General features: G+C 59.1%; 24 protein-coding genes. 19 read left to right on the top strand and 5 right to left on the bottom strand.

Annotation, left to right across the window (positions count from 1 at the left end):
- Positions 1 to 26: 26 nt before the first annotated feature.
- Positions 27 to 245 (bottom strand): hypothetical protein, encoded by a 219-nt coding sequence (locus BLJAPNOD_RS28270; protein ID WP_147294601.1) that lies wholly within the window; start codon positions 243 to 245, stop codon positions 27 to 29.
- Positions 246 to 498: 253 nt separating this feature from the next.
- Between BLJAPNOD_RS28270 and BLJAPNOD_RS28265 the strand changes: the two genes are divergently transcribed.
- From BLJAPNOD_RS28265 to BLJAPNOD_RS28255, 3 genes are all read left to right on the top strand, one after another.
- Positions 499 to 1,026 (top strand): Hsp20/alpha crystallin family protein, encoded by a 528-nt coding sequence (locus BLJAPNOD_RS28265; RefSeq protein WP_115422268.1) that lies wholly within the window; start codon positions 499 to 501, stop codon positions 1,024 to 1,026.
- 68 nt (positions 1,027 to 1,094) lie between these two features.
- Complete coding sequence (locus tag BLJAPNOD_RS28260; protein ID WP_077504514.1) at positions 1,095 to 1,925, top strand: universal stress protein; 831 nt, start codon at positions 1,095 to 1,097, stop codon at positions 1,923 to 1,925.
- Between the two features lie 269 nt (positions 1,926 to 2,194).
- Positions 2,195 to 4,921, top strand: a complete 2,727-nt coding sequence (locus tag BLJAPNOD_RS28255) for a cation-transporting P-type ATPase (protein WP_115422267.1) — start codon at positions 2,195 to 2,197, stop codon at positions 4,919 to 4,921.
- Between the two features lie 143 nt (positions 4,922 to 5,064).
- Here BLJAPNOD_RS28255 and BLJAPNOD_RS28250 read toward each other — a convergent pair whose 3' ends face one another.
- A complete protein-coding gene (locus tag BLJAPNOD_RS28250; protein WP_115422266.1) occupies positions 5,065 to 6,687 on the bottom strand; it encodes an MBL fold metallo-hydrolase in 1,623 nt (540 codons plus the stop codon).
- 79 nt (positions 6,688 to 6,766) lie between these two features.
- On the bottom strand, positions 6,767 to 7,756 hold the full coding sequence (locus BLJAPNOD_RS28245) for an ornithine carbamoyltransferase subunit F (RefSeq protein WP_115422265.1): 990 nt from the start codon (positions 7,754 to 7,756) through the stop codon (positions 6,767 to 6,769).
- 287 nt (positions 7,757 to 8,043) lie between these two features.
- Between BLJAPNOD_RS28245 and BLJAPNOD_RS28240 the strand changes: the two genes are divergently transcribed.
- Positions 8,044 to 8,481: a hypothetical protein gene (locus BLJAPNOD_RS28240; protein ID WP_077504517.1), complete on the top strand. Its 438-nt coding sequence runs from the start codon at positions 8,044 to 8,046 to the stop codon at positions 8,479 to 8,481.
- Here the strand turns inward: BLJAPNOD_RS28240 and BLJAPNOD_RS28235 are convergent, their stop codons facing one another.
- Positions 8,482 to 9,213: a response regulator gene (locus tag BLJAPNOD_RS28235; RefSeq protein WP_077504518.1), complete on the bottom strand. Its 732-nt coding sequence runs from the start codon at positions 9,211 to 9,213 to the stop codon at positions 8,482 to 8,484.
- 140 nt (positions 9,214 to 9,353) lie between these two features.
- Here BLJAPNOD_RS28235 and BLJAPNOD_RS28230 point away from each other — a divergent pair, with 140 nt between their 5' ends.
- From BLJAPNOD_RS28230 to BLJAPNOD_RS28205, 5 genes are all read left to right on the top strand, one after another.
- Complete coding sequence (locus BLJAPNOD_RS28230) at positions 9,354 to 10,136, top strand: helix-turn-helix domain-containing protein (protein ID WP_115422264.1); 783 nt, start codon at positions 9,354 to 9,356, stop codon at positions 10,134 to 10,136.
- Complete coding sequence (locus tag BLJAPNOD_RS28225) at positions 10,093 to 12,000, top strand: PAS domain-containing sensor histidine kinase (protein WP_244611128.1); 1,908 nt, start codon at positions 10,093 to 10,095, stop codon at positions 11,998 to 12,000. Before BLJAPNOD_RS28230 ends, BLJAPNOD_RS28225 begins: the two co-directional genes overlap by 44 nt.
- Before the next feature lie 670 nt (positions 12,001 to 12,670).
- Positions 12,671 to 13,345, top strand: a complete 675-nt coding sequence (locus BLJAPNOD_RS28215; RefSeq protein ID WP_115422262.1) for a BON domain-containing protein — start codon at positions 12,671 to 12,673, stop codon at positions 13,343 to 13,345.
- Positions 13,346 to 13,397: 52 nt separating this feature from the next.
- Positions 13,398 to 13,871 carry an NUDIX domain-containing protein gene (locus BLJAPNOD_RS28210; protein WP_115422320.1) on the top strand — a complete coding sequence of 158 codons (474 nt, stop codon included), beginning with the start codon at positions 13,398 to 13,400 and terminating at the stop codon, positions 13,869 to 13,871.
- 88 nt (positions 13,872 to 13,959) lie between these two features.
- Positions 13,960 to 14,487 (top strand): GNAT family N-acetyltransferase, encoded by a 528-nt coding sequence (locus BLJAPNOD_RS28205; RefSeq protein ID WP_077504522.1) that lies wholly within the window; start codon positions 13,960 to 13,962, stop codon positions 14,485 to 14,487.
- 36 nt (positions 14,488 to 14,523) lie between these two features.
- Here BLJAPNOD_RS28205 and BLJAPNOD_RS28200 read toward each other — a convergent pair whose 3' ends face one another.
- On the bottom strand, positions 14,524 to 15,762 hold the full coding sequence (locus BLJAPNOD_RS28200; RefSeq protein WP_077504523.1) for an MgtC/SapB family protein: 1,239 nt from the start codon (positions 15,760 to 15,762) through the stop codon (positions 14,524 to 14,526).
- A gap of 237 nt (positions 15,763 to 15,999) precedes the next feature.
- On the opposite strand from BLJAPNOD_RS28200, the gene BLJAPNOD_RS28195 reads away from it, so the two are divergent.
- The 10 genes from BLJAPNOD_RS28195 (at position 16,000) to BLJAPNOD_RS28145 (ending at position 25,783) form a co-directional block, all read left to right on the top strand.
- Positions 16,000 to 16,836: a universal stress protein gene (locus BLJAPNOD_RS28195; protein ID WP_077504524.1), complete on the top strand. Its 837-nt coding sequence runs from the start codon at positions 16,000 to 16,002 to the stop codon at positions 16,834 to 16,836.
- Positions 16,837 to 16,921: 85 nt separating this feature from the next.
- A complete protein-coding gene (locus BLJAPNOD_RS28190; RefSeq protein ID WP_077504525.1) occupies positions 16,922 to 18,823 on the top strand; it encodes a heavy metal translocating P-type ATPase in 1,902 nt (633 codons plus the stop codon).
- Positions 18,824 to 19,159: 336 nt separating this feature from the next.
- The gene (locus tag BLJAPNOD_RS36225) at positions 19,160 to 19,675 is read left to right on the top strand and encodes an NUDIX hydrolase (protein WP_077504526.1); all 516 of its coding nucleotides are present in this window, start codon (positions 19,160 to 19,162) and stop codon (positions 19,673 to 19,675) included.
- A 1,094-nt stretch (positions 19,676 to 20,769) separates the two neighbouring features.
- Entirely contained in the window at positions 20,770 to 21,123 is a 354-nt protein-coding gene (locus BLJAPNOD_RS28175) for a metalloregulator ArsR/SmtB family transcription factor (RefSeq protein WP_115422260.1), read from the top strand.
- A 49-nt stretch (positions 21,124 to 21,172) separates the two neighbouring features.
- Positions 21,173 to 21,700: an arsenate reductase ArsC gene (locus tag BLJAPNOD_RS28170; protein ID WP_077504529.1), complete on the top strand. Its 528-nt coding sequence runs from the start codon at positions 21,173 to 21,175 to the stop codon at positions 21,698 to 21,700.
- Entirely contained in the window at positions 21,700 to 22,773 is a 1,074-nt protein-coding gene (gene arsB, locus BLJAPNOD_RS28165; RefSeq protein ID WP_115422259.1) for an ACR3 family arsenite efflux transporter, read from the top strand. Before BLJAPNOD_RS28170 ends, arsB begins: the two co-directional genes overlap by 1 nt.
- Positions 22,770 to 23,198 carry an arsenate reductase (glutaredoxin) gene (gene arsC / locus BLJAPNOD_RS28160; RefSeq protein WP_115422258.1) on the top strand — a complete coding sequence of 143 codons (429 nt, stop codon included), beginning with the start codon at positions 22,770 to 22,772 and terminating at the stop codon, positions 23,196 to 23,198. The genes arsB and arsC overlap by 4 nt, the downstream gene beginning before the upstream one ends.
- Entirely contained in the window at positions 23,173 to 23,901 is a 729-nt protein-coding gene (gene arsH / locus BLJAPNOD_RS28155) for an arsenical resistance protein ArsH (protein WP_115422257.1), read from the top strand. Before arsC ends, arsH begins: the two co-directional genes overlap by 26 nt.
- 107 nt (positions 23,902 to 24,008) lie before the next feature.
- Positions 24,009 to 24,329 (top strand): metalloregulator ArsR/SmtB family transcription factor, encoded by a 321-nt coding sequence (locus tag BLJAPNOD_RS28150; protein WP_077504532.1) that lies wholly within the window; start codon positions 24,009 to 24,011, stop codon positions 24,327 to 24,329.
- Positions 24,330 to 24,385: 56 nt separating this feature from the next.
- Positions 24,386 to 25,783, top strand: coding sequence for an FAD-dependent oxidoreductase (locus BLJAPNOD_RS28145; protein ID WP_115422256.1), 1,398 nt, complete (start codon positions 24,386 to 24,388; stop codon positions 25,781 to 25,783).
- Positions 25,784 to 25,785 lie beyond the last annotated feature (2 nt).

Here is a 25,785-nt window from a genome sequence, read left to right as displayed (position 1 = left end):
CTGTGCCAAATAGCGCTTCCCTATTTTCAGGCCCGATCAGTCACGACTTCTTGTCCAACAGAGGTAAAGGGCGGGAGACCTGCTAAGGCTTTATGCGGCTCAACGTTCGGATATTTTTCTTTGAACAGAACTCCTTTGATCAAGAGTACGCTGAAGATCGACGCAATCACCAAAACGATCAGAATCAAAAGCAGCCTGTTCAACAGGGTGCCCAGTAGTGCAGGAAGTCTCCGGCGCTTGTCCATCTCAATCCCCGAAATGTGGATCGTGATTTCAGTAACGGCACGATGGGCAGCCCCCTGCATTGCTCAACGTCAAAGCTGCGGCAACATCGCTTTTGACGGCCGTCAATGCGCGCCCCGCCCGGACGCGGTTTAATTGCGATCTCTGGTAGCCAGCAAACCGAACGCCAGAGAGGAACGGCGACCGAACCGAGCCGCCCTCCCCTCACGTGCGTCACCCGCCGCGATCCATATCCATTTGAAGGAGAAAGCAGTCATGGCAGAGACAGCAACCAAACCTCCAATCAAGCAAGAGGAAACGGCAATCGGAGGCCGCCAGGAAACGTGGGCGCCGTTTGAAGGTCTTCGAGCCGAAATCGACCGTTTGTTCGATGACTTTATCCCCCGCATCTCGCCTCGCCGCTTTGCGCCCACCAACCTTCAACGAGCCTCTCTACTGCCGACCTGGGCAATGGCGCCGTCTGTCGATCTCGTGGAAAAAGAGGCCAGCTATGAGATCACCGCCGAGCTCCCGGGCATCGAGGAGAAGGACATCGAAGTGAAAGTTTCGAACGGAAATCTGACAATCCGGGGCGAAAAGCAGGAAGCAAAAGAAGATGCACACAAGGAATACGTGTTGTCGGAGCGGCACTACGGTTCGTTCCAGCGAACGTTCAAAATGCCTGAGGGCGTCAAGGCCGACGACATTGCAGCGACCTTCTCGAAGGGTGTGCTGACCGTCACCCTGCCAAAGAGCAACGAGGCTCGACAGAGCGAACGAAAGATCCAGGTGAAAACTGCCTGACCATCGAGCGTCCCGCTCAGCAAGGAGCACTGACACTTTGCGGAGCGGCGCGTACAAGGGAGGAAGACATGCCATTCAAGACGATTTTGAGCGTGCTGGGCGAGCACGGGGCTAGCGAGGATCTTCAGATCGCCATGAAACTCGCTGAGGAGGTGAGCGCTCATCTAAGCGCCCTTCTGGTTGTCATGGCGCCCATACCAAGTGGGCGCTATCAGACGCTATCACCAAGTTGGCTGGAAGTGCGCGAACGCAACCTGCAGAAGCTTGCCGAAAGCCTCACCACTATCCGCGAGCGGATCGCGGTGAGCGAATTGTCATTTGACGTCGACGGTGTTTACGCAGAAGTCACCGGACCAGCCTATGACATCGGTGAGAGGGCGCTTTACGCCGACCTGGTTCTGGCCGGCCCTAACCTCTTTCGGAACGAAGAACTGAAGTCGCAGGCCATCAATGGCGCACTGTTTCAAGCCGGGCGTCCTGTCTTGTTCGTTCCGCCCGATGTGAAGGCGACGCTGCAGCCAAAGAGGATCCTGCTGGCGTGGGATTCGCGCCCGAGTGCGGCGCATGCGGCAAGGGACGCGCTCGAAATGATGAGGATGGCCCAGTCCGTACATGTCACCATGGTCGATCCGGTTGCTGCATCGAGAGTGAGTGGCGATGAACCCGGAGCGGATGTGGCTACCTATCTGGCCCGCCAGGGCATCAATGTCTCCGTCGAGACCCTGCCGAGTTCAGGCCACCTGGCCGCAGAGACGTTGCAGAGGCATGCGTTGGACATAGACGCAGACATGGTTGTCATGGGAGCCTACGGCCATTCCAAACTGCTGCAGTTGCTCCTTGGCGGCGTCACAAAATCGATGCTCAAAGAGGCGCGGTTTCCGATTTTCATGGCGCACTGATCGGACGGCGATTTCATCGCGACCTGTTTGCAAACAGGAAGGGGACAGTCATGCAGCCGAGAATTCCACACGATCGCTGGGTTTCGGCAATGCGGCGGAGCCAAAAACCAGGCGACATGTAGAGCGGCGCATCGCGCACGGGTTTGCCCAGCCGCGGATATGACGCGGCCCCGCTGGGCATCGCTGTCGGCATTGAAGGGAGCAGTGCCTGCGAGGCACGCCACTCTATCGATCTGTCATGATCGTCCGTTGAAAAAGCGGAGGTGAGAATGAAACCGGAAATGACCGGGGCGCAGACTTTACCATACCGCGCGTACGCCCACTCCGTAGCGGCCGTTGCGGATCATTTTGGTGTGGACCCGGCAGTTGGACTAACCCAGCAGGAGGTAGCGCGGCGGCTTGGCCGCTTCGGGCCGAACAGAGTTGCTGCGCGCAGGCGAGTCACCGAAATGGCCCTGATCGGGCGGCAGTTTGCCAGCTCCGTCGTGGCTTTACTGGCGGTCGCGTTGGTGCTCTCGCTCGTTTATGCGGAATGGAAACAAGCAGCGGCGATCGCGGCTGTGCTCGTGATCAACGCAGCCATAGGCTATTACACCGAGCGACAAGCTGTGCGTTCAATGGAGGCGCTGCGGCAGATGGCGGCGCGCAACGCGCGGGTGCGCAGGGACGGCCAGTCTCGCCAAATTTCGGCCGACCAGCTTGTGCCCGGTGACGTGGTGGTCGTCGATGCGGGCGACGTCGTGCCAGCCGACATGCGGTGCGCAGGCAGTGCCGCGTTGAGCGTGGACGAGTCTGCCCTCACTGGCGAGTCGCTCCCGGTCGAGAAAGGTGTCGAGCCCAATCCCGATTTCGCCGTGCTCACCGAATGCAGTGCAATTCTGTTCAAGGGCACGCATGTCGTGCGGGGAAGCGGTGAGGCTATTGTTACCGGCACGGGTGCCTCAACCGAGATCGGACGTATCGCCGAACTCGTCGAAGGGGCAGAGAGTGGCGATTCACCACTCGAGCGGCAACTTGCGCACCTCTCCCATCAACTCATCTGGCTGACGCTTGCGCTCGCCGCCGTCGTCGCCGCGGCTGGAATCTATTCCGGCAAGCCGATCTTCCTGATGGCAGAGACGTCGATCGCACTCGCGGTGGCAGCAATCCCGGAAGGTCTGCCGATTGTCGCGACGCTGGCCCTCGCCCGCGGCATGCTGCGCATGGCCGGTCGCAACGCGCTCGTTGAGAACCTGGCGGCAGTGGAGACGCTCGGGTCCACCACACTCATCCTCACTGACAAGACCGGCACCCTTACCGAGAACCGTATGGAGGTGGAGCGCGTCCTCACCCCGTCCGGCGAGTTCTCCATCGACCATTTGCACGCTGTCATCCTGAAGGAAGGGAACCCGGTTGATCCCGCCACGGATCCTGGGCTGATGCGGGCACTGCTCGTCGGCGTACTCTGCTCAAACGCCGAATATGACCACCATGCCGGTTTCGGCACCGGTGACCCGATGGAAGTGGCGCTGTTGCGTGCCGGCGGCTTTGCAGGGCTGCACCGCCGTGAGCAGACCGACACATATCCGGAAGTGCTGGAGCATCCTTTCGATCCGGCGACCAAGCGGATGACGACTGTGCACCGCCACGGCGAGGGCCACTTCGCCGCCGTAAAAGGCGCACCTGAAGAAGTGCTGGCAGCAGCCGATCGGATCGGCGTCGAGGCAGCTTCGCTCGACGACACCGGGCGGGCGGCATGGCTCGGCCGCGCCGAGTGTTTGGCGACGGATGGCTTGCGTGTACTCGCGGTCGCCATCCATCCGGAAGCAGGGCCTGAGGAACCGGTTGCCTGCGGTCTCTCCTTTCTCGGCCTTGTCGCCTTCCGCGATCCCCCACGGCACGACATCGCGAATGCCGTCGCGGCAATGCGCAGCGCCGGCATTCGGGTCGTGATGGCAACCGGTGATCATCCGAGCACGGCGCTCAGTATTGCTCGTGCCGTCGGAATGGCGGAGCGCGATGCGACTGTAACGACCGGAGCAGAACTGTCGCGCTTTGAGAAAACAGCGGATGCCGAGCGAAAGAAGATCGCTCACGGAGATATCTTCGCCCGCATGTCTCCTGAGCAGAAGCTCGACTTGATCGCCCTCTTCCAGCGCGAAGGCGAGGTGGTTGCCATGATCGGAGATGGCGTCAACGACGCGCCGGCGCTGACTACGGCCAATATCGGCATCGCCATGGGACGGCGCGGCACCGACGTGGCACGAGAGGCGGCCGACATGGTGCTGCTCGATGATGCCTTCTCCACGATTGTTCATGCAGTGCGCGAGGGCCGGATCATCTTCGACAACATCCGTCGCTTCTCGATCTATCTGCTCTCCTGCAATCTCGCCGAGGTAGTGGTGGTGGGCCTTGCCGTCTTTGCCGGCCTTCCGCTGCCACTGACGCCGTTGCAGATTCTTTTCCTCAATCTGGTAACAGATGTCTTCCCTGCCTTCGCGCTCGCCGCTGGCGAGGGCGAAGGTGACGTGCTGGCCCGGCCGCCCCGCTCGCCAAAGGAGCCAATGCTCTCGGCCCGACAGTGGCGCGCAGTGGTGAGCCACGGTCTGGCGATTGCGATGGCAACGCTGATCGCGCTCGTCGTAGCATCCTACGGGCTCGGGTTTGGAGCGCAGGAGTCGACGACGATCTCCTTCCTCACCATTGCGCTTGCCCAGCTCTGGCACGTGTTCAACATGCGCAGCCGCAGCAGTGGACTATGGCAGAACGCCGTTACGAAAAACCGGTTCGTCTGGTTTGCGCTCGCACTTTGTCTCGGGCTGATCTTGGCAGCTGTCACCGTGCCGGTCTTGGCCGAAGCGCTTCAGATTAGGCCGGTTGGAGCGCTCGGATGGGCACTGGCAATCGCATGCAGCTTGCTGCCGCTGATCATGTGGCAGGCATCGCTGGCAACTGCGCGCGAACGGTCGGAGCGAGCAGTGGGAAAGCTGCGCAGCCGGAGTGCCCCACAACAATAGTATCTCCGGTGGAGAACCGCTTGAGGATAATGCCCAAAGTCGGGTTCCCAGCCCACTCGTTCCTCATTGAGGATCTATATGCAACACTCCAAAGGCGAGTTTACCGTGGCTGGAGTTTCTGATCGCGAGAGGAGGCGCTTTTATCATGGGTCTGGTCTTCTATGCTCATCCTCGTCGGACGCCTCAAAGGCACGTCTCATCTTGCGCAATGTTGCCCTTCGCGCCTTATCATCAGTCGCGCGATCGAGTTGATCCCGCAGGTCAAGCACGAAGGATTGAAAATCATTGTGCCAATCCCTGCGACCCGTCCTTACGGGATCGATCCGAGGGGGCAACAGAGCCTGAGCGATCGCTGACGCTCCCTCCGGACCCAGGACAAAACCTGAATCCAGATGCGGCTGGATGAGCGTTTCTTCAGGCAAGAATTTTGCGAGCCTTTCTTGAAGGCCGTCAAGCCCGGCTACCTCGCCGTGAACCAGAAAGACGTCTCGCTTTATCGGTTGGCGCGCTCGCACCCATTCGGCCAACTCGCGACCATCAGCATGACCACTATAGATGTCCAGCTTGCGGATACGTGCACGCACGGTGATATCGTCGCCCTGAATGCGCACAACCGTTGCACCATCTTGGAGAATCCGGCCGAGGGTGCCCGCTGCCTGATAGCCGACAAGAAGCACAGTGCCCTCCTCGCGCCAAAGCCAGTTTTTCAGTCGATGCCTTATCCGGCCAGCTTCACACATCCCGCTGGCTGCAATCACGATATGAAAACCCTTGATAAAGTCTATCGCCTTCGACTGTTCGACAGTTTCGGTGAAGCGGACGTTTTTTGCCCGCATCGCCTCCGACAACAGCCTGCCATTTTCAAGCTCTGAAGCATGTCTTTCGAAGACTTCACTGGCGCGCGTGGCCAGGGGCGAGTCAATCAGGATCGGGCTGGTCTTGATTGCCCCGGAACGCATGAGAACGATGAGGTCCGTAAGCAGTTCCTGCGTCCGCTCCACCGCGAACGATGGTACGATAAGCGCTCCGTTGGGATGGTCTGCAGCAAGCACCTCATCGCGCAACTGTCGGCGGCGATCCTCATCGGTGACATCGTCTCGATCGACCGCACCGTACGTGCTTTCGCATATGACGTAGTCCAGATCCCTGGGGCCGTCGGCGTCGAACTGCAGGAGCTTGTGGCGGGGCCCAATGTCACCTGAGAAAAGCAGGCGTCGGGGAGACGTCGCCGTTTCGACTTCCATCTCGACCGATGCGGAGCCCAACAGATGACCGGCATCCCAAAATCGAAATCGTATACCTTCGGCAGCTTTGTGCCATCTTCCCAACGGAACCTGGCGGAACAACGTGATGGCTCTTGCAGCATCAGCGGCGGTGTAGATTGGCGTGACGGCTCGCTTGCCACGCCTCTGATTGCGCCGGTTGAGATGTTCAACCTCGCTCTCCTGAATATGGGCGGCATCAGGAAGCATAACCGAACACAGATCGATGGTCGCAGGCGTTGCAAAGATTGGTCCGCCGTAGCCCATGCTCGAGAGCTTCGGCAACAGGCCGGAATGATCGATATGCGCATGGGTCAGAATGACGGCATCAATATCAGTGGGCTCGAATGGGAACCGCCGATAGTTCAGTTCCTTTTCTGTCTTCGAACCCTGAAACAGGCCGCAGTCGACCAGTATTCTTGCATCCGACGTCTCGATGAGCTGGCAAGATCCAGTCACCGCGCCGGCGGCGCCGTGAAAGTGAATGGTGGGGTCCATCGGCATCTCATATGCCTCCTGAGGATAGACTGCGGCTCTGCTGAACAAGATCGCCGCTCTTTGCCGCGTGATGTGCCGGGTCCGGTTAGTGCGCCAACGTCGCTACAAGGATTGCCTTCGTGGCGTGAATACGGTTTTCAGCCTGGTCGAGAACAATGGAAGCCTTTGATTCCAGAACATTCCGGGATGCGTCCGGCGAGCCGGTTTCTTCGCTTGCCGACTTGTGCGCATGATGACCGATGAAATCGGGCACGAAGCGCATGAACTTGCAATGTGGGTTGCCGGTCGCCTCAAGCGTCGCCATTCTGACGCCGAACGGCGTGAGGAGTGCGACAGCGCGGTCATTACGGGTGTCCTCCTCCTCGTGGGGAACCCAGCGACTGGCGTAAATAAAGTCCGCATCGAGCACGCCGGCCCCAACGTCTTCCAGCACGGCAAACTTGCCACCGTTTTTCCATGCTTCGGCTTTGACGCTGTCGACAAATTGGTGATCCGGCCACAGGTCCTTGGGCGACACGAGGCGGAAATCCATCCCCACCTTCGCAGCACCGATCGCCAGTGTTCTAGCGTCGCTGACCCGACCGTTTCCAACCACCGACAATGTCAAGTCTGAGAGGTGCTTATGCGTGAACTCGCGCATGGTCTGGAAGTCAGCCACAAGCTGGCAAGGATCGCATTGCCGTGACAGGGCATTGTAGACGGGAATGCCCGCCCGTTCGGCAAGGGCAGCCATGACATCGTCTGCAAGCCCGCAGCATTCGATTGCATCGAATATTCTTCCCAGCATGCCGGCCATTTGCCTGATCTCGCCGGGCGCTGCCTTCGCATACTGTTCCGGCCCGATGCAGATGACGTGGGCGCCTTGATCGTGGGCAGCGAGTTCGAACGCCGCACGCAGGAATGGCAGTTCACGCCCATGCAGAAACGCCAGACTCTTTTGGAAAAGTTGTTGGCGCTCACTGCCACAACGTTTTGCGACCTTGAGGTCGCCGGCCAGTTGCACAAGAAACCGCAACTCGCCTGGATCAAGCGCCTCCACCGAAAGGACGTTACGGCCATGGAGATTGATCGACATAGCGTTTCGTAGCTCCCATGATTGAACCGAAACTGGACCGCTCCGAACTGAATATCTCGAAGTTGGCCTTGGAGCTTTACGGTCCTTCGCAGTCACGCAACTGGCGACAAAGCCAACAAACCACAGGCCGACACCAACGGCATTGACCGGCGTCAATGATCTTGCCGGACGATTGCCCGATCCTTTTGCGGGTACAGGCTGCGGTCAACGTGCGCGAGGATCCCTCATGACTCAGGCCGACGCCACATGAGATGCGGATAGACCGAGACTTCATCAGGGAGATGGTGATGGCAATGGCGTATCGAACCGGACCGATCCTGCGTCATCAGGTCGACAAGGCATACCGTCTGATCGAGATCGTCGAGTATCCTATCGATCTGGCACAATGGCGATCCATCTGCGAACACGACTTCAACCGGCGATATATTGCACCCACCCACGGCTCCATCGTCACTGTCGAGAACTCAATCGGCTATGTCCAGGGCATCAGCATCGCCCATCCAGGAAGCGACCCGAACTATGGCCACATACTCGATGTGCCCGTTTTTATCGTGGCAACCGCTGCCGACACCGCCGGCGTTTCGAACGCACTTCTGGGTCATTTGAAAGCGATGGCCCGAGCAGATCACTGCAGTTACATGATTGTCGCAAACATCGACCCGAATATATGGCCTGACAAAGGATCTGATCCTCGAAAGGGTATCGTCATACCTATAACGGTGTGATCATTGCCGTACGGGTCGGGCACTGAAAACATATCCCACTCCCCGCACCGACTTGATCAGTGAAGGATTGGTGGGATTTTCCTCTATCTTTCTGCGCAACCGTGCAACCTGCGCATCGATGGTCCGGTCAAATGCCTCCAGATTTCGACTGCGCGTAAGATCCATCAGGATTTCGCGCGCCATCACACGGCCGGCATGTTTTACGAAGACACAAAGCATATCGAACTCGCCTGTCGTTAACCGGATCTCCTCTCCAGCCCGCGACCAAAGTTCGCGTCGCGCCAGATCCAGCCGATAGCCATCAAAGCAAAAGACTTCTCCCTCCTCTGCTTCGGCCCGGCCACCGCCGACCGGAAGCCGGCGACGCAAAGCAACCTTGATGCGTGCGAGCAATTCGCGAAGATGGAAAGGCTTGGAGATGTAGTCATCTGCACCGAGTTCCAGGCCGACCACCCGATCGACCACATCGTTGCGTCCGGTCAGCATGATAAACGGAATGTCTGATCGGGCGCGAAGATCGCGGGCAAGGGCAAAACCATCTGCGTCGGGAAGGACCACATCGAGTAGCACGACGTCGATGCCGCCACGCGCCAAGCAATCGCGCATTGCACGACCATCGCCTGCAACGCTTACCCGGAACCCCTCATCTTGAAGGTACCGATCCAGCATATGGCGAATTCTCTCGTCATCGTCGACGACAAGAACATGCTCCGGCTGCTTGCGTGAAAGCATTTTGAAGCACCTTGTCAGCGGTCAAGTGCCGCAAGCAGTTACACTCTGTTACAGACCCGAACGAAGTGTAGCATGTCTGTCGTCCGCCCGTCACGCGTTGGCCATCAACTTGATCGGTCACGATCAGCGGAGGATGCCTTATGAACATGCCACTAAGGCTGGTTCAGCCAACAAATCAAATCTCGATCGAAGATGCTCCTTTCGGCACAACCGGGTTATCGTCTCTCTTTAGACACCTGCCGCTCGAACGCTTCGCTGCGGGAACAAGCGTCTTCTGGGAAGGAGACAAGGCAACTCAGGTCTTCGAAGTTGTTTGTGGCATGGTGCGCGCTGTCCGTCTGCTGAGCGATGGTCGCCGCATAATCGTCGGCTTCTTGCGCCCAGGTGATCTCCTGGGAGTTTCGTTCAAGGACCAATACGTCTACACCGTCGAAGCCGTGACAAAGGTAGAGTTGCGCCGCTTTCCCCGCCATCTCTTCGAGCTCGAAATCGCTCGTCAACCGACCATGCGGGAGCTGCTCTTTTCCAAACTCTGCGATGAGATGACTGCGGCACAGGACCAGGCCGTCCTGCTTTCGCGTCGAAGCGCGGACGAGAAACTTGCAAGTTTCCTCCTGCGCATGGCGACCCGTCGCATAGGACAACACATGGTGGTCGATCTGCCCATGACAAGGCAGGATATTGCCGACTATCTTGGCATGACCATCGAGACGGTCTCGCGCACCACGACCAAATTCGCCGGGAGCGGTATTGTCGCCATTGCGGATCGACATATCATGACAATCTTGAGGATGGATGCGCTTCGCTCGATCGCCGAGGGTGAGGAATGCGACAGCTGGATCGCTCCATCGATGGCGAAAGTGCGCCAGCAGACTGCGGATGCGCGACAATCAATGGATGACCATGGCCGACAACCGCATTAGCGAGATCCTCGAAGTGTTCGACGACGCGAACGTCATCGTGCATGCACCCGATGGGACGATCAGTCACTGGAGCAAGGGGTGCGAGCAGCTCTACGGGTGGTCACGCAGCGATGCAGAGGGGCAGATTGCGCGGCAATTGCTGAACACTTCTTATCCTATTCCACTCCAGGCAATCCATGATCTGTTGCGCCGATCAGGCAGTTGGAGCGGTGAATTAAGACATACACACCGCAATTCCAGTTCTGTGTACGTGGCGACACGCTGGGTGCGACTGGGTCCGGCGAACGTCATCGTTCAGACAGACACCGACATAACCAGCCTGCGCAAAACGCAGTCGGAGCTTGCGGCCAGGGAAGCACACCTGCAGTCAATACTCGACACGGTGCCTGAAGCCATGGTGGTCATCGATGCCGGTGCAAGGATCATGTCGTTCAGCGCTGCGGCCGAAAGCCTTTTTGGATACAGGGAAAATGATGTCCGCGGCCAGAATGTGAGGATGCTGATGCCGTCACCCGATCGCGATGCTCATGATCGCTACATTGGCAATTATCTGCGCACTGGCGAACGCCGGATTATCGGCATCGGCCGGGTCGTGACGGGCCTTCGCAAGGATGGAACAACCTTTCCCATGGAATTGTCGGTCGGCGAAGCCATCTCTGATGGCCAGCGCATATTTACCGGCTTCATACGCGATCTCACCAGTCGTCAACGAATAGAAGAGGAACTCCGTCAGGCGCAGAAGATGGAAGCCGTTGGTCAACTGACCGGCGGCTTGGCGCATGATTTCAACAATCTGCTGACAATCATCACCGGCAACCTTGAGATGCTGGAGGCCGGCTTAAGCGACAAGCGCCATCTCGACCTTTTGAGAGACGCGCAAGCTGCCGCGGACGATGGCGCCAAGCTAACCGCCCAGCTATTGGCCTTTGGACGACGGCAACCGCTCAATCCGAAGGTCGTCGATGTCGGCGATCTGGTTTCAGATTTCTCAAAATTGCTGGCTCGAACACTTGGCGAAACGGTCGAACTTCACACGGCAACGACCGGTGTCGGCAACGATGCCGTCGTCGACGCTTCCCAGCTTCAGAACGCTCTGCTGAATTTGGCACTCAATGCACGCGACGCGATGCCCGATGGGGGACGCGTCAGCATCGAGATATCCTCTGCAATCCTTGATCGGGCTTACGTCCTCCAACATCCGCTAGCGCGCATGGGCAAGTTTATCCTCATCACCGTTACCGATACGGGGAGCGGCATGAGCGAAGAGGTAAGGCAGCGCGCCTTCGAACCCTTCTTTACAACAAAGGCTGTTGGCGCAGGAACCGGACTTGGCTTGAGCATGGTCTATGGCTTTGTCAAACAATCGGGTGGCCACGTCCAACTTGACAGCTGCCCCGGACAGGGAACCTGCGCTCGCCTCTATCTCCCGGCAGCCCCCAAGCAGGTGACCTCCGTCGGCGCCGGCGACGGCGGGACGGAGGTCGCGGCTCAGCACGGACACGAGTCGATTTTGGTTGTGGAAGACGAACCCAGGGTGCGTCGCGTAGCAGTGTCACGCCTTAGCCAGGCGGGGTACATCGTCGTCGAGGCCGGCACCGGTGCTGAAGCGCTCAGGCTCCTATCCGAACATCCGGAAATCTCGCTTCTCTTTACCGATGTGATCATGCCAGGTGGGATGGCCGGCGACGAGTTGGCCCGCCACGCCCGTGCACTAAGGCCGGATATCAGGGTGCTCTATACATCCGGCTATGCAGAGCCGACGATCTCCGGCCGCCAATTGTCCGGCGACGAAGAGTGGCTGGCAAAACCCTATACTGCCCTCGAACTGGAACTGAGACTGCGCAAGCTACTGGATGCTTCTTGATGCTTGCTCTTGCCGCCGAGGATCGATTCAGCCGTGGCGAACCTTCGGTATGATGGCCACACCGCCACAGGCGCCATCAACCGCCTTGATCACGTGTCTTCCGTCCCGTCATGGCAGCAATATCGATGCTGCAGAATAATTGCTTGTAGCCGGGCGCGATCTCGGGCGCCGTCGGTTTAGCCCCCTGGGTTCCCACCGGTTGGGGTGTTTTTCGAGCAGCGACCATGCAGGAAGGTACCCGTAATGCCATTGGCCATCCGACGTGAGCTCCTGAAGGCGACTGTCGATCACGACGCTTCGCCACACCTGCCGGCACATCGGCTCCTCCACGAGCACACAGACCTTGGGATTGGCGCGCATCCATTCGACCCCATTTGCCCGGCATCGAGAAGCTGTAGAGACAGCGTCCAGCCATGGCATAGTAAATCGGGACGACATGGGATTGTTTCCCTTGCAGCACGCAAGCCTGGCGAAGTGAGAAGTGGCGACAAGGCTGCCGCATTCATGGTGAGACATCTCTTCGGCGAACATGGTCCATCCTTTCCGGGAAACTGGCTTGCCGACAAGCGTGGCTACGGCGCGCGACGTTTGCATTGATGCCGCTCAATGACAGCGCCGTCAGCTGCCATCAATAATCTTTGGAGCCAATACACTTCAAAGGACGAGCGCGATGAATGACCTCAGCCTTCGGCAGGATATTATCGACGAGCTCGAATATGAGCCCAGCATCAACGCTGCCAGCGTCGGCGTGGCCGTTGACCACGGCATCGTGACGTTGAGCGGTCATGTCCAAAGCTTCATGGAGAAACATACCGTCGAGCGGATCGTTCGCGGCCTGTTGGGTGTAAGGGCCATTGCCCAGGAGCTTGAAGTTCGCCTGCCTGAACATCAGAGTTGGTCGGACGATGAAATCGCCGGCCGGGTGCTCGCCGTGCTCGCGTGGGCGGCCCCGGTGTCCAATCAAGGTGATATCGAAGTGACGGTCAGGCGAGGGTTCGTGACGCTGAAGGGTATGGTCGATTGGTACTTCCAACGCACCGCCGCTGAAGCCGCAGTGCGGCAGCTTGCCGGGGTGACTGGCATCAGCAACCAACTTGAGATGCGCCGGAGCGTCAACCGTTTTGCCATGAAGCGGGACATCGAGGAGGCACTGAGACGAAATGCCGAGATCGCTGCTGGCGATATCCGGGTAGAGACCTCGGGCAGCCAGGTCACATTGCGCGGCAGCGTACGGACGCTTCGCGAGCGTGCGTTGGCCGAGAGGGCAGCGTGGTCGGCCCGAGGCGTAACCGTTGTGGAGGACCGACTGCTCGTCGACGATCAAAGTAGCGGACTGTCCGCCTGAACCATCTGCTCACGATCGGGGTTGGTATCCACAACGTTGAAGGATGAAACAGTTGCCAAAGAAGAGCGCGGGCATTCTCGCCTACAAGTTCGACCTGGGCTTGCCCCGCGTGCTGCTGGTTCATCCGGGCGGCCCTTTCTGGGATAACCGCGACCACGGGGCGTGGTCGATCCCCAAAGGCGAACACGATGAAGAAGAGGGAGCCGAAGATGCGGCGCGGCGTGAATTCGAGGAGGAAACAGGCCGAGCCGTCGCCGAGCCCCTGTTCGGACTTGGGGAGGTCCGCCAGAAGAGCGGGAAAATCATCGTGGCCTATGCCGCCGCAATCGACTTCGACGCGGTGCGGCTTCAAAGCAATGTTTTCGAACTCGAATGGCCGCCGCACAGCGGCCGCATCGAGCAGTTCCCTGAAGTGGACCGTGCCGAATGGTTCACGCTTGCAGAGGCGCGTGACAAGATCAGTGTCGGCCAATTGCCCCTGCTTGATCGGCTAGAAGAATTGCTGACCTCCAGCGCTGGTCCTTGACCACGGTCAAAGCGCCGAACGCGTTTGACCCTAAGATTTGCGGAAAAAGGAAGACAAGCAGCGTTGCCAACCTGGGAAGGACCGTACAATGCAGGCCCAAAGCGACATCCAGGCAGACCTAACAACTCAATCGGGAGTTCGGCTCCGCGTTCGGCATGCGCTCCCTGCCGATGAAGTGCTCGTCGCCGACTTCTTCGCCCACGTTACGCCGGAAGATCTGTCTTTCCGCTTCCTGTCCGGCATGAAGGAAGTGTCGCACGAACGTCTACGGGCGATCACGCGCGCCGACGATCCCAGGATCATCAACTTTCTGGCGTTCTCGCCCGCGGAGATGCTGGTGGCAGTCGGGGCTCTAGCGATCGACGAAAGCCTTGTTCGGGGCGAGGTCGTCCTCTCGGTGCGCGCCGACCATAAACACCTTGGCGTCAGTTGGACGTTGCTTTCCCATATTGCGCAGTACGCGGAGCGCCGTGGTCTCAAGAGTATCGAATCGTTAGAAAGTCGCGCAAACCGGGCTGCGATCAACCTGGAGCGCGAGATGGGTTTCGAGATAACCCAGGTTGCCGATGATCCAACGTTGGTCCTGGTCAAACGGGAGTTGCACCCGGGACCCTAGCCGGTGTCAATCGTCACGCGCCTCGTGCGCCACCGATCACCACAACGCGTAAGCGGCGGCACCAGCGCTCAGGGCAAGGATCGTGGCAATCGTCAGCCGACCCCAATAGGTTATAGGCGAAGCGATCGCTGCAAGCGCCAGCCTCCCGAACGCATTAGCGACAAGCGCGACCAGGATCGCTGACCTAACGGTGTCTGAACCTGCGGAATGGTTCAAGAGACGGAGGGAGCTGAGTATTGAAACGTCGACATCAAAAAGGGCCGACACGGCCGAGACCACGAGGATCCCGGCATTGCCGACCCGGCTGGCCAAGGCTGCGCTGAGCGTCATCGTGATGGCAAACATCCCTGCGAAAATCAAAAGCGAGCGTAGATCGAAGGGGTTGTGAGCGGCGACCTGAGCGTTGTCCTTGGAGGTGTTCCGTGCGAGCAGGATCGCTCCGCACAGCGCAAAAACCAGAGCTGCGGCAGACATGGGCGCAACCAGGCCAAGGACGAGTGAAGGCGCCAGCACAAGAACCAGGGTAAGTACGCGCGCAAGCGATACGGTCGCCGCCAGCATTGCGGCACCTGCCAGTGGTGAAGATTGTCCGCCACTGGCCGCCTTCTGCCCGAAGCTCACTGTTACCGCCGTCGATGAAACGAGTGCGCCGGCAAGACTGCTGACGATCAAGCCCTTTGTCGTCCCCAGCAAGCGAACCGCAATGTATCCGACGTAGGAAATGACCGCACTTAGAACCGTGAAGAACCAGACCGCGCGAGGATTGAACCCACCCCAGGGATCGATCGGGCGATCGGGAAGCAGAGGCAGAACAATCGCCGTCATGACGGCAAGCAACAGTGCAGAGCGCAGCTCCACCCACGTCAGGCGCTGGAGCAAGCCATGCAGTAGGTCACGGCTGGACAGAACCGCCGCCAATGCTGCCCCCCCTGCGGCGGCAGCTCGGTAGTCGCCCGAGACTGCCAGGCCGCCAAGGGCAAAGACGCACAGACCGGCAACGACGCCGGTCACACTGAAGTCGTTGTCATGCCTGGCTTCTCTGATCTTGAACCAGGAAAAACTGATAGCGAAGCCGATAAAACCGGCGGCAAATACAACCCCCTGCTCCTCGGTCAAGGCAGCAAAGACGCCTCCGAGCAAACCAGCGATACCATAGGTGCGTATTCCCGCTGTCCGGCTCCCGGCCGGCGCATCCCGTTCACGCCAACCCCTTTCCAGACCGACAAGCAAGCCAATCGCCAAGGCAATCCCAAGCCTCGAGATAAGCTCTTCCATCCGCACACCCCCCGAAATAGCTGATCAGCAACCTCAGCCTGGTTTCAATGCTGCGATGACACGGCCCAACGTCAGAAACGAAGAGAGAGCATTTTTGTAGCACAGCAGGCGAACGCGCCTCATGGCCCAGCATAGACTCCCATCGCCCGCCACAGTTGACGAGGATCAATGCGTTGGTGTGCATCAACGATAGATTGAACGAACTGGCCTTCGGGCGGATCATCGGGAGAGACTGCGATGACCTATAAAACCATTCTTGCTGTCGTCGGAACCCACCATAAAGAACAGCACCTGCTGTCTGCTGCGGAAATTTGCGCGTCCGTCGGAGCACACCTTTCACTGTTGATTGTCAAACTCGCAGCCCCACCGCCAATCGGCGATTATGTCGCCGCAGTTTCCGTCGATTGGCTTGATCAGCGCCAACGCGATATGAACCTGCTTGAGGAGGCTGCGGAAAAGGCCAAGGCAATCCTGGATCGCCCAGGAACGTCCTTCGACGTCGCCACAATGTATACGGAACTTGCCTGGGCAGATGACGAAATCGGAGCTCGCGCGCGCTATGCGGATCTCATACTGGTCGGCGATGGCCTGACGGCCGACCCGGAGCTGCGATCACGTGCAATAGACGCGGCGTTGTTTCAGTCGGCACGGCCGGTTTTGATCGTGCCCAAAGGCAAAACGGCGACACTCACACCGAAGCGGGTCGTACTCGCCTGGGATTCAGGCTTCGAGGCCGCTCGCGCGGCTCGCGAGGCATTGGACATTCTTTCCGGTGCCGACGATGTGTACGTGACGATGATCGACCCACGTGCCAGTTACGGCCGCAACGGCGAAGAGCCCGGCGCCGACATTGCGGGATATCTCGTTCGCCACGAGATTTCGGTTTCTGTCGAGCGGCTGCCGAGCGAAGGGCGAAGCATCGACGAAGTGCTCAATCGATACGCCCAGGATGCCTCGGCGGACTTGATCGTCATGGGCGCCTATAGCCACTCGAGAATGCGTGAGCGGGTCTTTGGCGGGGTCACCCGCTCGATGTTGGAAACAGCAACGGTGCCAGTGCTCATGGCGCATTGATCGAAACAGCAGAGCTTCCAGGGGTGACGGGATGCCGGGCATTCTACCTTCTGGCTAAGGACGACACAAAGGAGATGCCAGCGGCATGATCGCCGGTTCAATCCATCTTGCGTTCCTGTTGATCGCCCTTGCCGGGACGATCGTTGGACTTGTCGCGCAATGGTATGACTGGGTCCCGTATGACTGGGTCCCGGCGGCGAACCTCATTTGGAGCGTTGCGACCGTTCCCGTCGTTGTGGCGCTGACAATCGCGATTGTGCGGGATTTCCGGGCAGGTCGGTTGGGCGTGGACGCGATAGCGCTCGTTGCCATGGTGGCATCGATCGCCATGGGGGAGCCGCTGGCGGGTGCAGTGGTTGCCATGATGTATACAGGCGGCAATCTTCTGGAAGACTACGCACGCGGCAAGGCCGAGCGCGACCTCAAGTTGCTTCGCGATCGGACGCCTCGTATTGCCCACAGGCTTGCTGGTGGCAAAGTCACCGACATTGCAGCCGACGAGATTGTCACAGGCGACGAATTGCTGGTGAGGGCCGGCGAGCTTTTGCCGGTCGATGGCTATCTTCTGAATGAGCGTGCCAAGGTGGACGAGGCAGCCGTAACCGGCGAACCTCTGCCCGAAACGCGGATCAAGGGCGATCAGCTGAGAAGCGGCACAGTCAATGCCGGCGAAGCCTTCCACTATCGCGCGTCGGCTCCCGCCAGCAACAGCACCTATGCCGGCATCGTGCGCATGGTCGAAAAGGCACAGACCGCAAAAGCACCATTCATCCGGATGGCCGATCGTTTTGCCCTGCTGCTGCTGCCAGCGACGCTTCTGGTCGCAGCCTTTGCCTGGTGGCTATCGGCCGACCACATGAGGGCGCTCGCAGTGCTCGTTGTCGCTACCCCCTGCCCGCTCATTCTTGCAGCACCGGTGGCCTTCATCGGCGGCGTTTCGCGCGCCGCGCGGGCGGGCATCCTGATGAAAGGAAGCGGCGCGCTCGAAGCGCTCGCGCTTATCCGCACTGCCATTTTCGACAAGACCGGGACATTGACGGAAGGCGGAGCGCGATTGATTTGCCTGGAGACGGCGCCGGATAATGACGCCAATGAAATCCTGCGCTTGCTCGCATCTCTCGAACAGGCTTCACACCATGTCTTGGCCGAGACGATCGTTGGCTTGGCGCGAACGAATGGAATGTCCCTTTCAGCGCCGACAAATGTCCGGGAGTTTCGCGGCTCCGGATTGGAAGGCATTGTCGCCGGCAGGCACGTGCGTGCCGGTTCACGTGCGTTGGTGCTTGGTGATGACGAAGTGCCGACATGGGCATCCTCGGCTGCATCGGCCCGCCAGGGCAGCTCCGGACTCGCAATCTATGTGTCCGTGGACGGTCGGATCGCTGCATTCCTCCTATTGGCGGACGCAATCCGACCGGAGGCGCCGATCGCATTGGCTCAGCTTCATGCAGCCGGCATCTCGCGCATCATCATGGTTACCGGCGACGACGCCGGAACTGCCAGCACCGTCGCATCGTCCCTTGGCATCGATGAAGTCTATGCCGATCGAAGTCCGGCTGAAAAGCTTGCAGCCGTTGCGGCCGAACAGCTTCGCCAGCCGACGATGATGGTGGGTGACGGTATCAATGATGCGCCTGCCCTGGCTGCGGCCGACATCGGGATCGCCATGGGCGCGCGCGGGGCGACCGCTTCGTCGGAGGCAGCGGACGTCGTCATTCTGGTCGAGCGGATCGATCGCGTGCCATACGCTGTCGAGATCGCACGGCGTACCAGGCAAATCGCGTTGCAAAGCGTCGTCGCCGGGCTGGCATTGTCAGGCATCGCGATGATCTTCGCTGCCTTGGGCTACATCACACCGGTCGCAGGAGCCCTGCTGCAGGAAGGCATAGACATCGCAGTGATCGTCAACGCATTGCGAGCCTTGAGCGGCCCGACAAGCCGTGGCTCCGCTGAAGGATCTGCTCTGCTTGCCACGCGAGTGCAGTAGCGGCGTCACATTGACATAAGTGCCGCACGTGCCTTGATGCCGGCATTTACAGCTGCAGCCGCGGATATCAACAGGAAAGAGCTCATGGACTGTCTCGAAGATTTCTGAGGCAAACGGCGCCGTGAGCCGTTCCCCTCACGCTTTTGAGCATTTGACTGGAGATGGCACGCAGCGCTCCCATCCCGAGGACCTCTTGCCATTTTTTGTGGCGCCATTGTCGAAACACTCGCAATGGCGGGCCGATGGCCAACGCTCCAAGCCACGTTGACATGTAGGTCGACTGTCATACATGTCGATCGGATAAGGCTGCCCGCAGTTGCATGAGGCTCGAAGGCGATCACGAAACGCAAGATAGACGCAAGAGAAAAGCCCAAGACGCTCCTGCAACGCCTAGCAGCGGCTCCCGACAAGCTGTTCACGGGGGCGTTTCGACAGCAGTTTGCCGCCCTGTGTTTCCGCTACACCTCCGGCAGTATTGAGATACTGGTTGTAACCTCGCGCGATAGCGGTCGTTGGGTCATCCCAAAGGGGTGGCCAATAAAGAACAAGAAGCCTCATGAAGTCGCGGAAACCGAAGCTCTACAGGAAGCCGGCATCCGGGGAATAGTCAGGAGGAAAGCTCTTGGCAGCTACACATATCTGAAGATGATGAATGACGGCGACTTCATTCCATGTGTCGTTGATGTCTACCAGATAGAAGCCACCCGCCTTGCGAACAAATTCAAGGAAAAGGGCGAGCGGGTCCTTGCTTGGGTTAGTCCCGAAGAAGCGGCACGGCGCGTCCGCGAAATCGAACTCAAATCCATGTTTGTCGAGTTCAAGCCACACCGGCACGAGGCGAACGCTGAATAGTCGACGTCGCATTTCGGCATCTTGCGATCGTCGTGATTTTCTCGAGGTCCCCCTATTTTTGCTTCCTCTCCGGACACCTACCCCTTGCGAGGTTAACCTGTCGCGCCGGCACACACTGTCCCTCGTCTAGACCATGACCTCCTTGAAGACAGGTCGCTAAGTGAACGCCTAGCCAAGTGCCTATGGCACCAGACGTTTGAACGCAAGCTCTGCGCGTGCGGGTCCCCGCCCATGCCCGTGCTGGCAAAGCTCTCATAGAAAGAGACAAGCGTCGTTCGAGCTATCCGGAGCGCTTTTTTTTTAACTTGAAGGGCTCGCAGACCATCACTTGAGCAACCGTTGGTGCGGTGCCGGCCGTGCAGCTACGCATCCCACTTTGTCACCAAGGTTGAATATCCAGTGCAGCGGATGGCTGGAAGTGATAAATCAGCTCTATAAATCGATCCCTATCGAGCAGCAAGATAAGGCTAGCCTATGGCCAAAGCAGTTTTTCCCCGGCCCACCGATGATTTGGTGCAGCAGTTCTCGAGCGCCGGCGAGCCGTTAAGAAGAAACCTCTCCCCTCCGACAGTTCCACGACGAAGCTTACCCTCACCTTGGACACCGAGGTGGTTAATTGGTTCAAGGCGTCTGGCGACCATTGGCGTACAAGGATGCGGGAGGTCCTTCGAAATGCCGCGGAGTTCGACAAGAATAGTTGAACCCTGTGACGCGTGTGTCACGGCTTTCACGAAGCGAGCAGTCCAGCCAAGGTTCGGCGGGGCGCTAGCATGAAACTCGTCACGATACCGGCAGTTTTCCTCCTCCTCCTCTTCCTCGCAGGATGCGCGATGGCTGGCTTGACCGCAGAGCAGGGCTATGGGCCTCTGCGCTAGGCCCTCACGCCGCCTCGCCCGGGCTGCCCCTCTACCAATCGGCTCACTTCGGACCACGGTACCGCAATGGCGCGGCAGACGGCCGTTCACGACGAGGTATGCGACGAGGCCGATCAGCAGGCTCCAGAACGCCCCGCCAATGTCAAGAAGATTGGCGTTCGCAGCGGATATTCTGGATTAACTATTGACGAGGCACAACATATCCATCAGTGTGGATATATGGATAGTTCCACAGCGATTACCGCGCTCGCCGCGCTTGCTCAGAGCACCCGCCTCGACACGTTCCGGCTTCTTGTCAAACACGAGCCTGACGGCCTGCCCGTCGGCGAGTTGGCGAAAACCATCGACGTGCCGCAAAACACGATGTCTGCGCATCTCAAGATACTGACGCAAGCTGGCCTGATCGCCGGCGAGCGGCATAGCCGTTCAATCGTCTATCGCGCAAACCTTGACGTCTTCCGGGAGCTGACGTTGTTCCTGATCAAGGACTGCTGTGGCGGCAACGCGGAGATTTGCACCCCACTCATTGCCGAACTCATGCCCTGCTGCCCGCCCGCAAAGGCGACCGCATGAGTTCTCGTAACTCTCAGAACCCGGATCAACACCACTAGGGACAAGGACAATGTCTGACCGCGTTTATAACGTGCTCTTCTTGTGCACGGGCAATTCCGCTCGCTCTATTCTTGGAGAATCCATCCTCAATGCCGAGGGCAAGGGCCGCTTCCGCGCCTATTCCGCTGGCAGCAATCCAAAGGGTGAGGTCAATCCTCACGCCATCAAGGAGCTTGAGGCGCTCGGATATCCGTCCACGGGGTTTTCCTCGAAAAGCTGGGACGTCTTCGCCGAGCCAGGTGCACCGCAGATGGACTTCATCTTTACCGTCTGTGATAGCGCGGCAGGCGAAGCCTGCCCTGTGTGGATTGGGCATCCCATGACCGCCCATTGGGGTGTCGAAGACCCGGCAGCAGTCGAAGGCACCGACATCGAAGTGCAAAAGGCATTCGCCCAGGCAGCAAGGTTCCTCAAGAACCGGATTGCGGCGTTTCTCAGCCTACCGCATTCCTCGATCGACAAGCTCGCGCTCGAACAGCACCTTCGGCAGATCGGCAGGATGGAAGGCGCCACGCAACCCCAGGAAAAGGCAAGCTGATGTCCTCGTTCGAACGATACCTCACCGTCTGGGTGTTTCTCTGCATTCTCGTCGGCATTGCGCTTGGACACTTGATGCCCGGCGTCTTCCAGGCGATCGGTGCGGCGGAAGTCGCCAAGGTCAATATCCCCGTGGCCGTCCTCATCTGGCTGATGGTCATTCCCATGCTGTTGAAGATCGACTTCGGATCCTTGTCCAAGGTCGGCAGCTACTGGCGCGGGATCGGCGTCACCTTGTTCATCAATTGGGCGGTCAAGCCGTTCTCAATGGCCCTGCTCGGCTGGCTGTTCATCGGCTGGCTCTTCAGGCCCTTGCTCCCCGCTGACCAGATCGATTCCTATATCGCCGGCCTGATCATCCTCGCTGCGGCACCTTGTACCGCCATGGTCTTCGTCTGGTCGAACCTCACCAAAGGCGAGCCCCATTTTACGCTGTCGCAGGTCGCGCTCAACGACGCCATCATGATCGTCGCGTTCGCCCCCATCGTCGGCCTGTTGCTCGGCCTCTCCGCCATCACCGTGCCGTGGGACACACTGATGATCTCGGTCGCGCTCTACATCCTCATCCCCGTGGCGATCTCGCAGATCCTCCGGAAAATGTTGATGACCGATGGCACGACGAGGGCTCTCGATGGACTTCTGATCAAGCTGCAGCCTCTGTCGCTGGTGGCATTGCTCGCAACGCTGGTCCTGCTGTTCGGCTTCCAGGGCGAACAGATCATCGCCCAGCCGACCATTATCGCGCTGCTTGCCGTTCCGATCCTGATACAGGTCTACTTCAACTCCGGGCTGGCATACCTGTTGAACCGGATGTCCGGCGAACAGCATTGCGTTGCGGGCCCGTCCGCACTGATTGGAGCATCAAACTTCTTCGAACTCGCGGTCGCGGCTGCCATCAGTCTATTCGGCTTCCAGTCGGGTGCTGCGCTGGCAACCGTCGTGGGGGTCCTCATCGAAGTGCCGGTGATGCTGTCCGTCGTCTGGATCGTGAACCACTCCAAGGACTGGTACGAAGCAAGCCCTGCCGTCGCCAAGAACACCTCCGTCGAAAAAACCATTGCCGAAAGGGCATGATCATGGACGTCACCATCTACCATAATCCCGAATGCGGCACGTCCCGCAACACGCTGGAGATGATCCGCAATGCGGGAATCGAGCCGACTGTCATCGAATACGTGAACTTGCCACCGACGCGCGACCAGCTCGTGCAGATGATTACCGATGCGGGGCTTACAATCCGTGAGGCGATCCGCGAGAAGGGCACTCCGTATGCGGAACTGGGCCTCGATAATCCGGATCTGTCCGACGATCAGTTGCTCGACGCCATGCTGAAGGACCCGATCCTGATCAACCGTCCGTTCGTCATCACGCCGATGGGTACGCGTCTTTCCCGTCCGTCCGAAGTCGTCCTCGAAATCCTTCCGGACACCCACAAGGGTGCGTTCACGAAGGAAGACGGCGAACGTGTCCTCGATGAGAAGGGGCGGCGCATTGTCTGAAGCACTTACCGCCGCCGTTTCCGAGCACTTGCGCATGCCTAATCTCGATGCGCTGCGTCCAACCTTCTCGACACACAAGCCGCGCATCCTGATCCTCTACGGTTCACTCCGGGAAATCTCCTACAGCCGACTTCTCGCTCACGAAGCCCGCCGTCTCTTGGAGCACTCCGGATGCGAGGTGCGGATGTTCGATCCCAAGGGCCTGCCACTTCCCGATGAAGCACCCGTCAGCCATCCCAAGGTGAAAGAACTGCGCGACCTTTCCGAGTGGTCCGAAGGCCAGATCTGGGTCAGCCCGGAGCGGCATGGCGCGATGACCGGCATCATGAAGGCCCAGATTGACTGGATACCGCTTTCGCTCGGCTCCGTCCGACCGACCCAAGGCAAGACGCTGGCGGTCATGGAAGTATCAGGTGGCAGCCAGTCGTTCAATGCGGTCAACCAGATGCGCATTCTCGGTCGCTGGATGCGGATGATCACGATCCCGAACCAGTCCTCGGTTGCCAAGGCCTACCAGGAGTTCGACGCCGATGGACGGATGAAGCCATCGTCCTATTATGACCGCGTCGTCGATGTCTGCGAAGAGCTGGTGAAGTTCACGTGGCTTACCCGAGACGCTTCCGTGTACCTTACTGATCGCTACAGCGAGCGGAAAGAGGATGCGGAGAAGCTGGAAAAGCGTGTCCAGCTCAAGGCCATCTGACATGCAGCAGCAACCGTGAGACGATCAGGGTCGCCGCCTCGCGGTTATTTCGACAATAGTGGAAATAAGACTTGACCAGATGGCAATCGGGGACGTAGGCTATTTCCATGATTATAGAAAAAGCAGCTTCCCAACTCGAAGCCCTTGGAAACGTTACCCGCCTGCAGATTTACCGTGCGCTTGTGCGTGCCGGGGACGATGGCCTGCCGGTGGGAAGGCTTCAGGAAAAGCTTGAGATTCCGGCGTCCACTCTTTCCCATCATCTGAAGCGTCTGATCGACACCGGCCTGGTCATCCAGGACCGCCAAGCCACGACCCTGATTTGCACCGCGAACTACAAGCATATGAATGCGCTGATTGGATACCTTGCTGACGAGTGCTGTGCCGATGCAGCTTGCTCGAAGCAGACCGACGAAACCGTAGCCTGAGCGCATTTTTTTGCGCTTTAATTTCGAAATTTCCAGAAATACGAAAGGATAGGCAGATGACCTTTGATGGCAACCTCCCTGTGGCCGTGATCGGCGCTGGCCCCGTTGGCCTCGCGGCTGCGGCCAGACTGGTCGAGGCGGGTATCACACCGCTTGTCCTGGAAAGGGGGGCATCCGTCGGTTCGTCTCTTATCGATTGGGGGCATGTGCGGGTGTTCTCGCCCTGGAAATACAACATCGACGATGCCGCGCGGCGATTGCTCGATGATCATGGATGGAACGCCCCTCAGGCCGATGGTGTGCCGACGGGTCGCGAGATCGTTCAAAACTATCTGCTTCCGCTTTCCGGCACTCCTCAGATCGCCGCCAACCTGAAACTCGGCGCTGCAGTCACGGCGATCACGCGTCAAGGCTTTGACAAGGTCTCATCAAATGGCCGTGAGGATGCACCGTTCGTGGTTCGATACACCGATCCGGCGGGTGAGCACGACGTCCTGGCACGGGCCGTAATCGACGCATCCGGCACATGGACACAACCGAACCCGATGGGGATCAACGGCCTGCCCGTCGTTGGTGAAAGCGCCTCCGGCAGGCTCTCCTATGGAATTCCAGATGTTGCCGGGACCAGGCGGTCTGACTTCGCCGGCAAGCGAACGCTGGTCGTAGGAAGTGGTCACTCCGCGATCAATGTCGCCTTGGCTCTGTTGGAACTACAGCAAAGTGATCCGGCGACTGAAATCTTCTGGGCACTTCGCCATCATGGTGTGGCTCGCCTGCTCGGCGGTGGCCTGAATGACCAACTTCCCGAGCGCGGCGCCCTCGGATTGGCCGCCAAGAAGGCCATGGACGAGGGCCGCCTCAAAATGCTGACATCCTTTGCCGCCAGGAGCGTGAAATCCGACGGCTATGAGGTGGTCGTCGAAGCCGTCTCCAATGGAGAGCCAGTTATGCTGGTGCTCGACCATGTGGTCGTCACGACAGGTTTCCGGCCCGACCTGTCGTTTCTGCGAGAACTGCGCCTTGAACTTGACCCTGCCGTCGAGGCATCGCCAGCCTTGGCTCCGTTGATCGATCCGAACCTTCATTCCTGCGGAACCGTCCCACCCCACGGCGTCATCGAACTCGCTCATCCGGAGAGGGATTTCTATATCGTCGGCTCGAAGTCCTATGGCCGCGCTCCAACATTCCTGATGAAGACCGGCTACGAACAGGTTCGTTCCGTCGTCGCCGAACTCGCAGGGGATCATGTCGCCGCACGACGGGTCGAACTTGTCCTTCCCGAAACCGGCGTTTGCTCCGTCGACCTCGCAGTGAATGCAACATCATCGGGATGCTGCGGAGGGCCTGCACCTGTAAAAACGGATGCCTGCTGTGTCGCCGACGCAACCGCCAAATCCGAGGGAAAAGCCGGCTGCGGTTGTTCGACTGTGATCGTTGAAGAAGAGCGAGCGTGATC

It is taken from the genome of Ensifer sp. M14 (assembly GCF_003355565.1).
In the GTDB taxonomy this organism is placed as follows: Bacteria; Pseudomonadota; Alphaproteobacteria; order Rhizobiales; family Rhizobiaceae; genus Ensifer.
The sequence above is the reverse complement of the archived record's forward strand: the minus strand, read 5'-3'. Positions and strand labels throughout refer to the sequence as shown.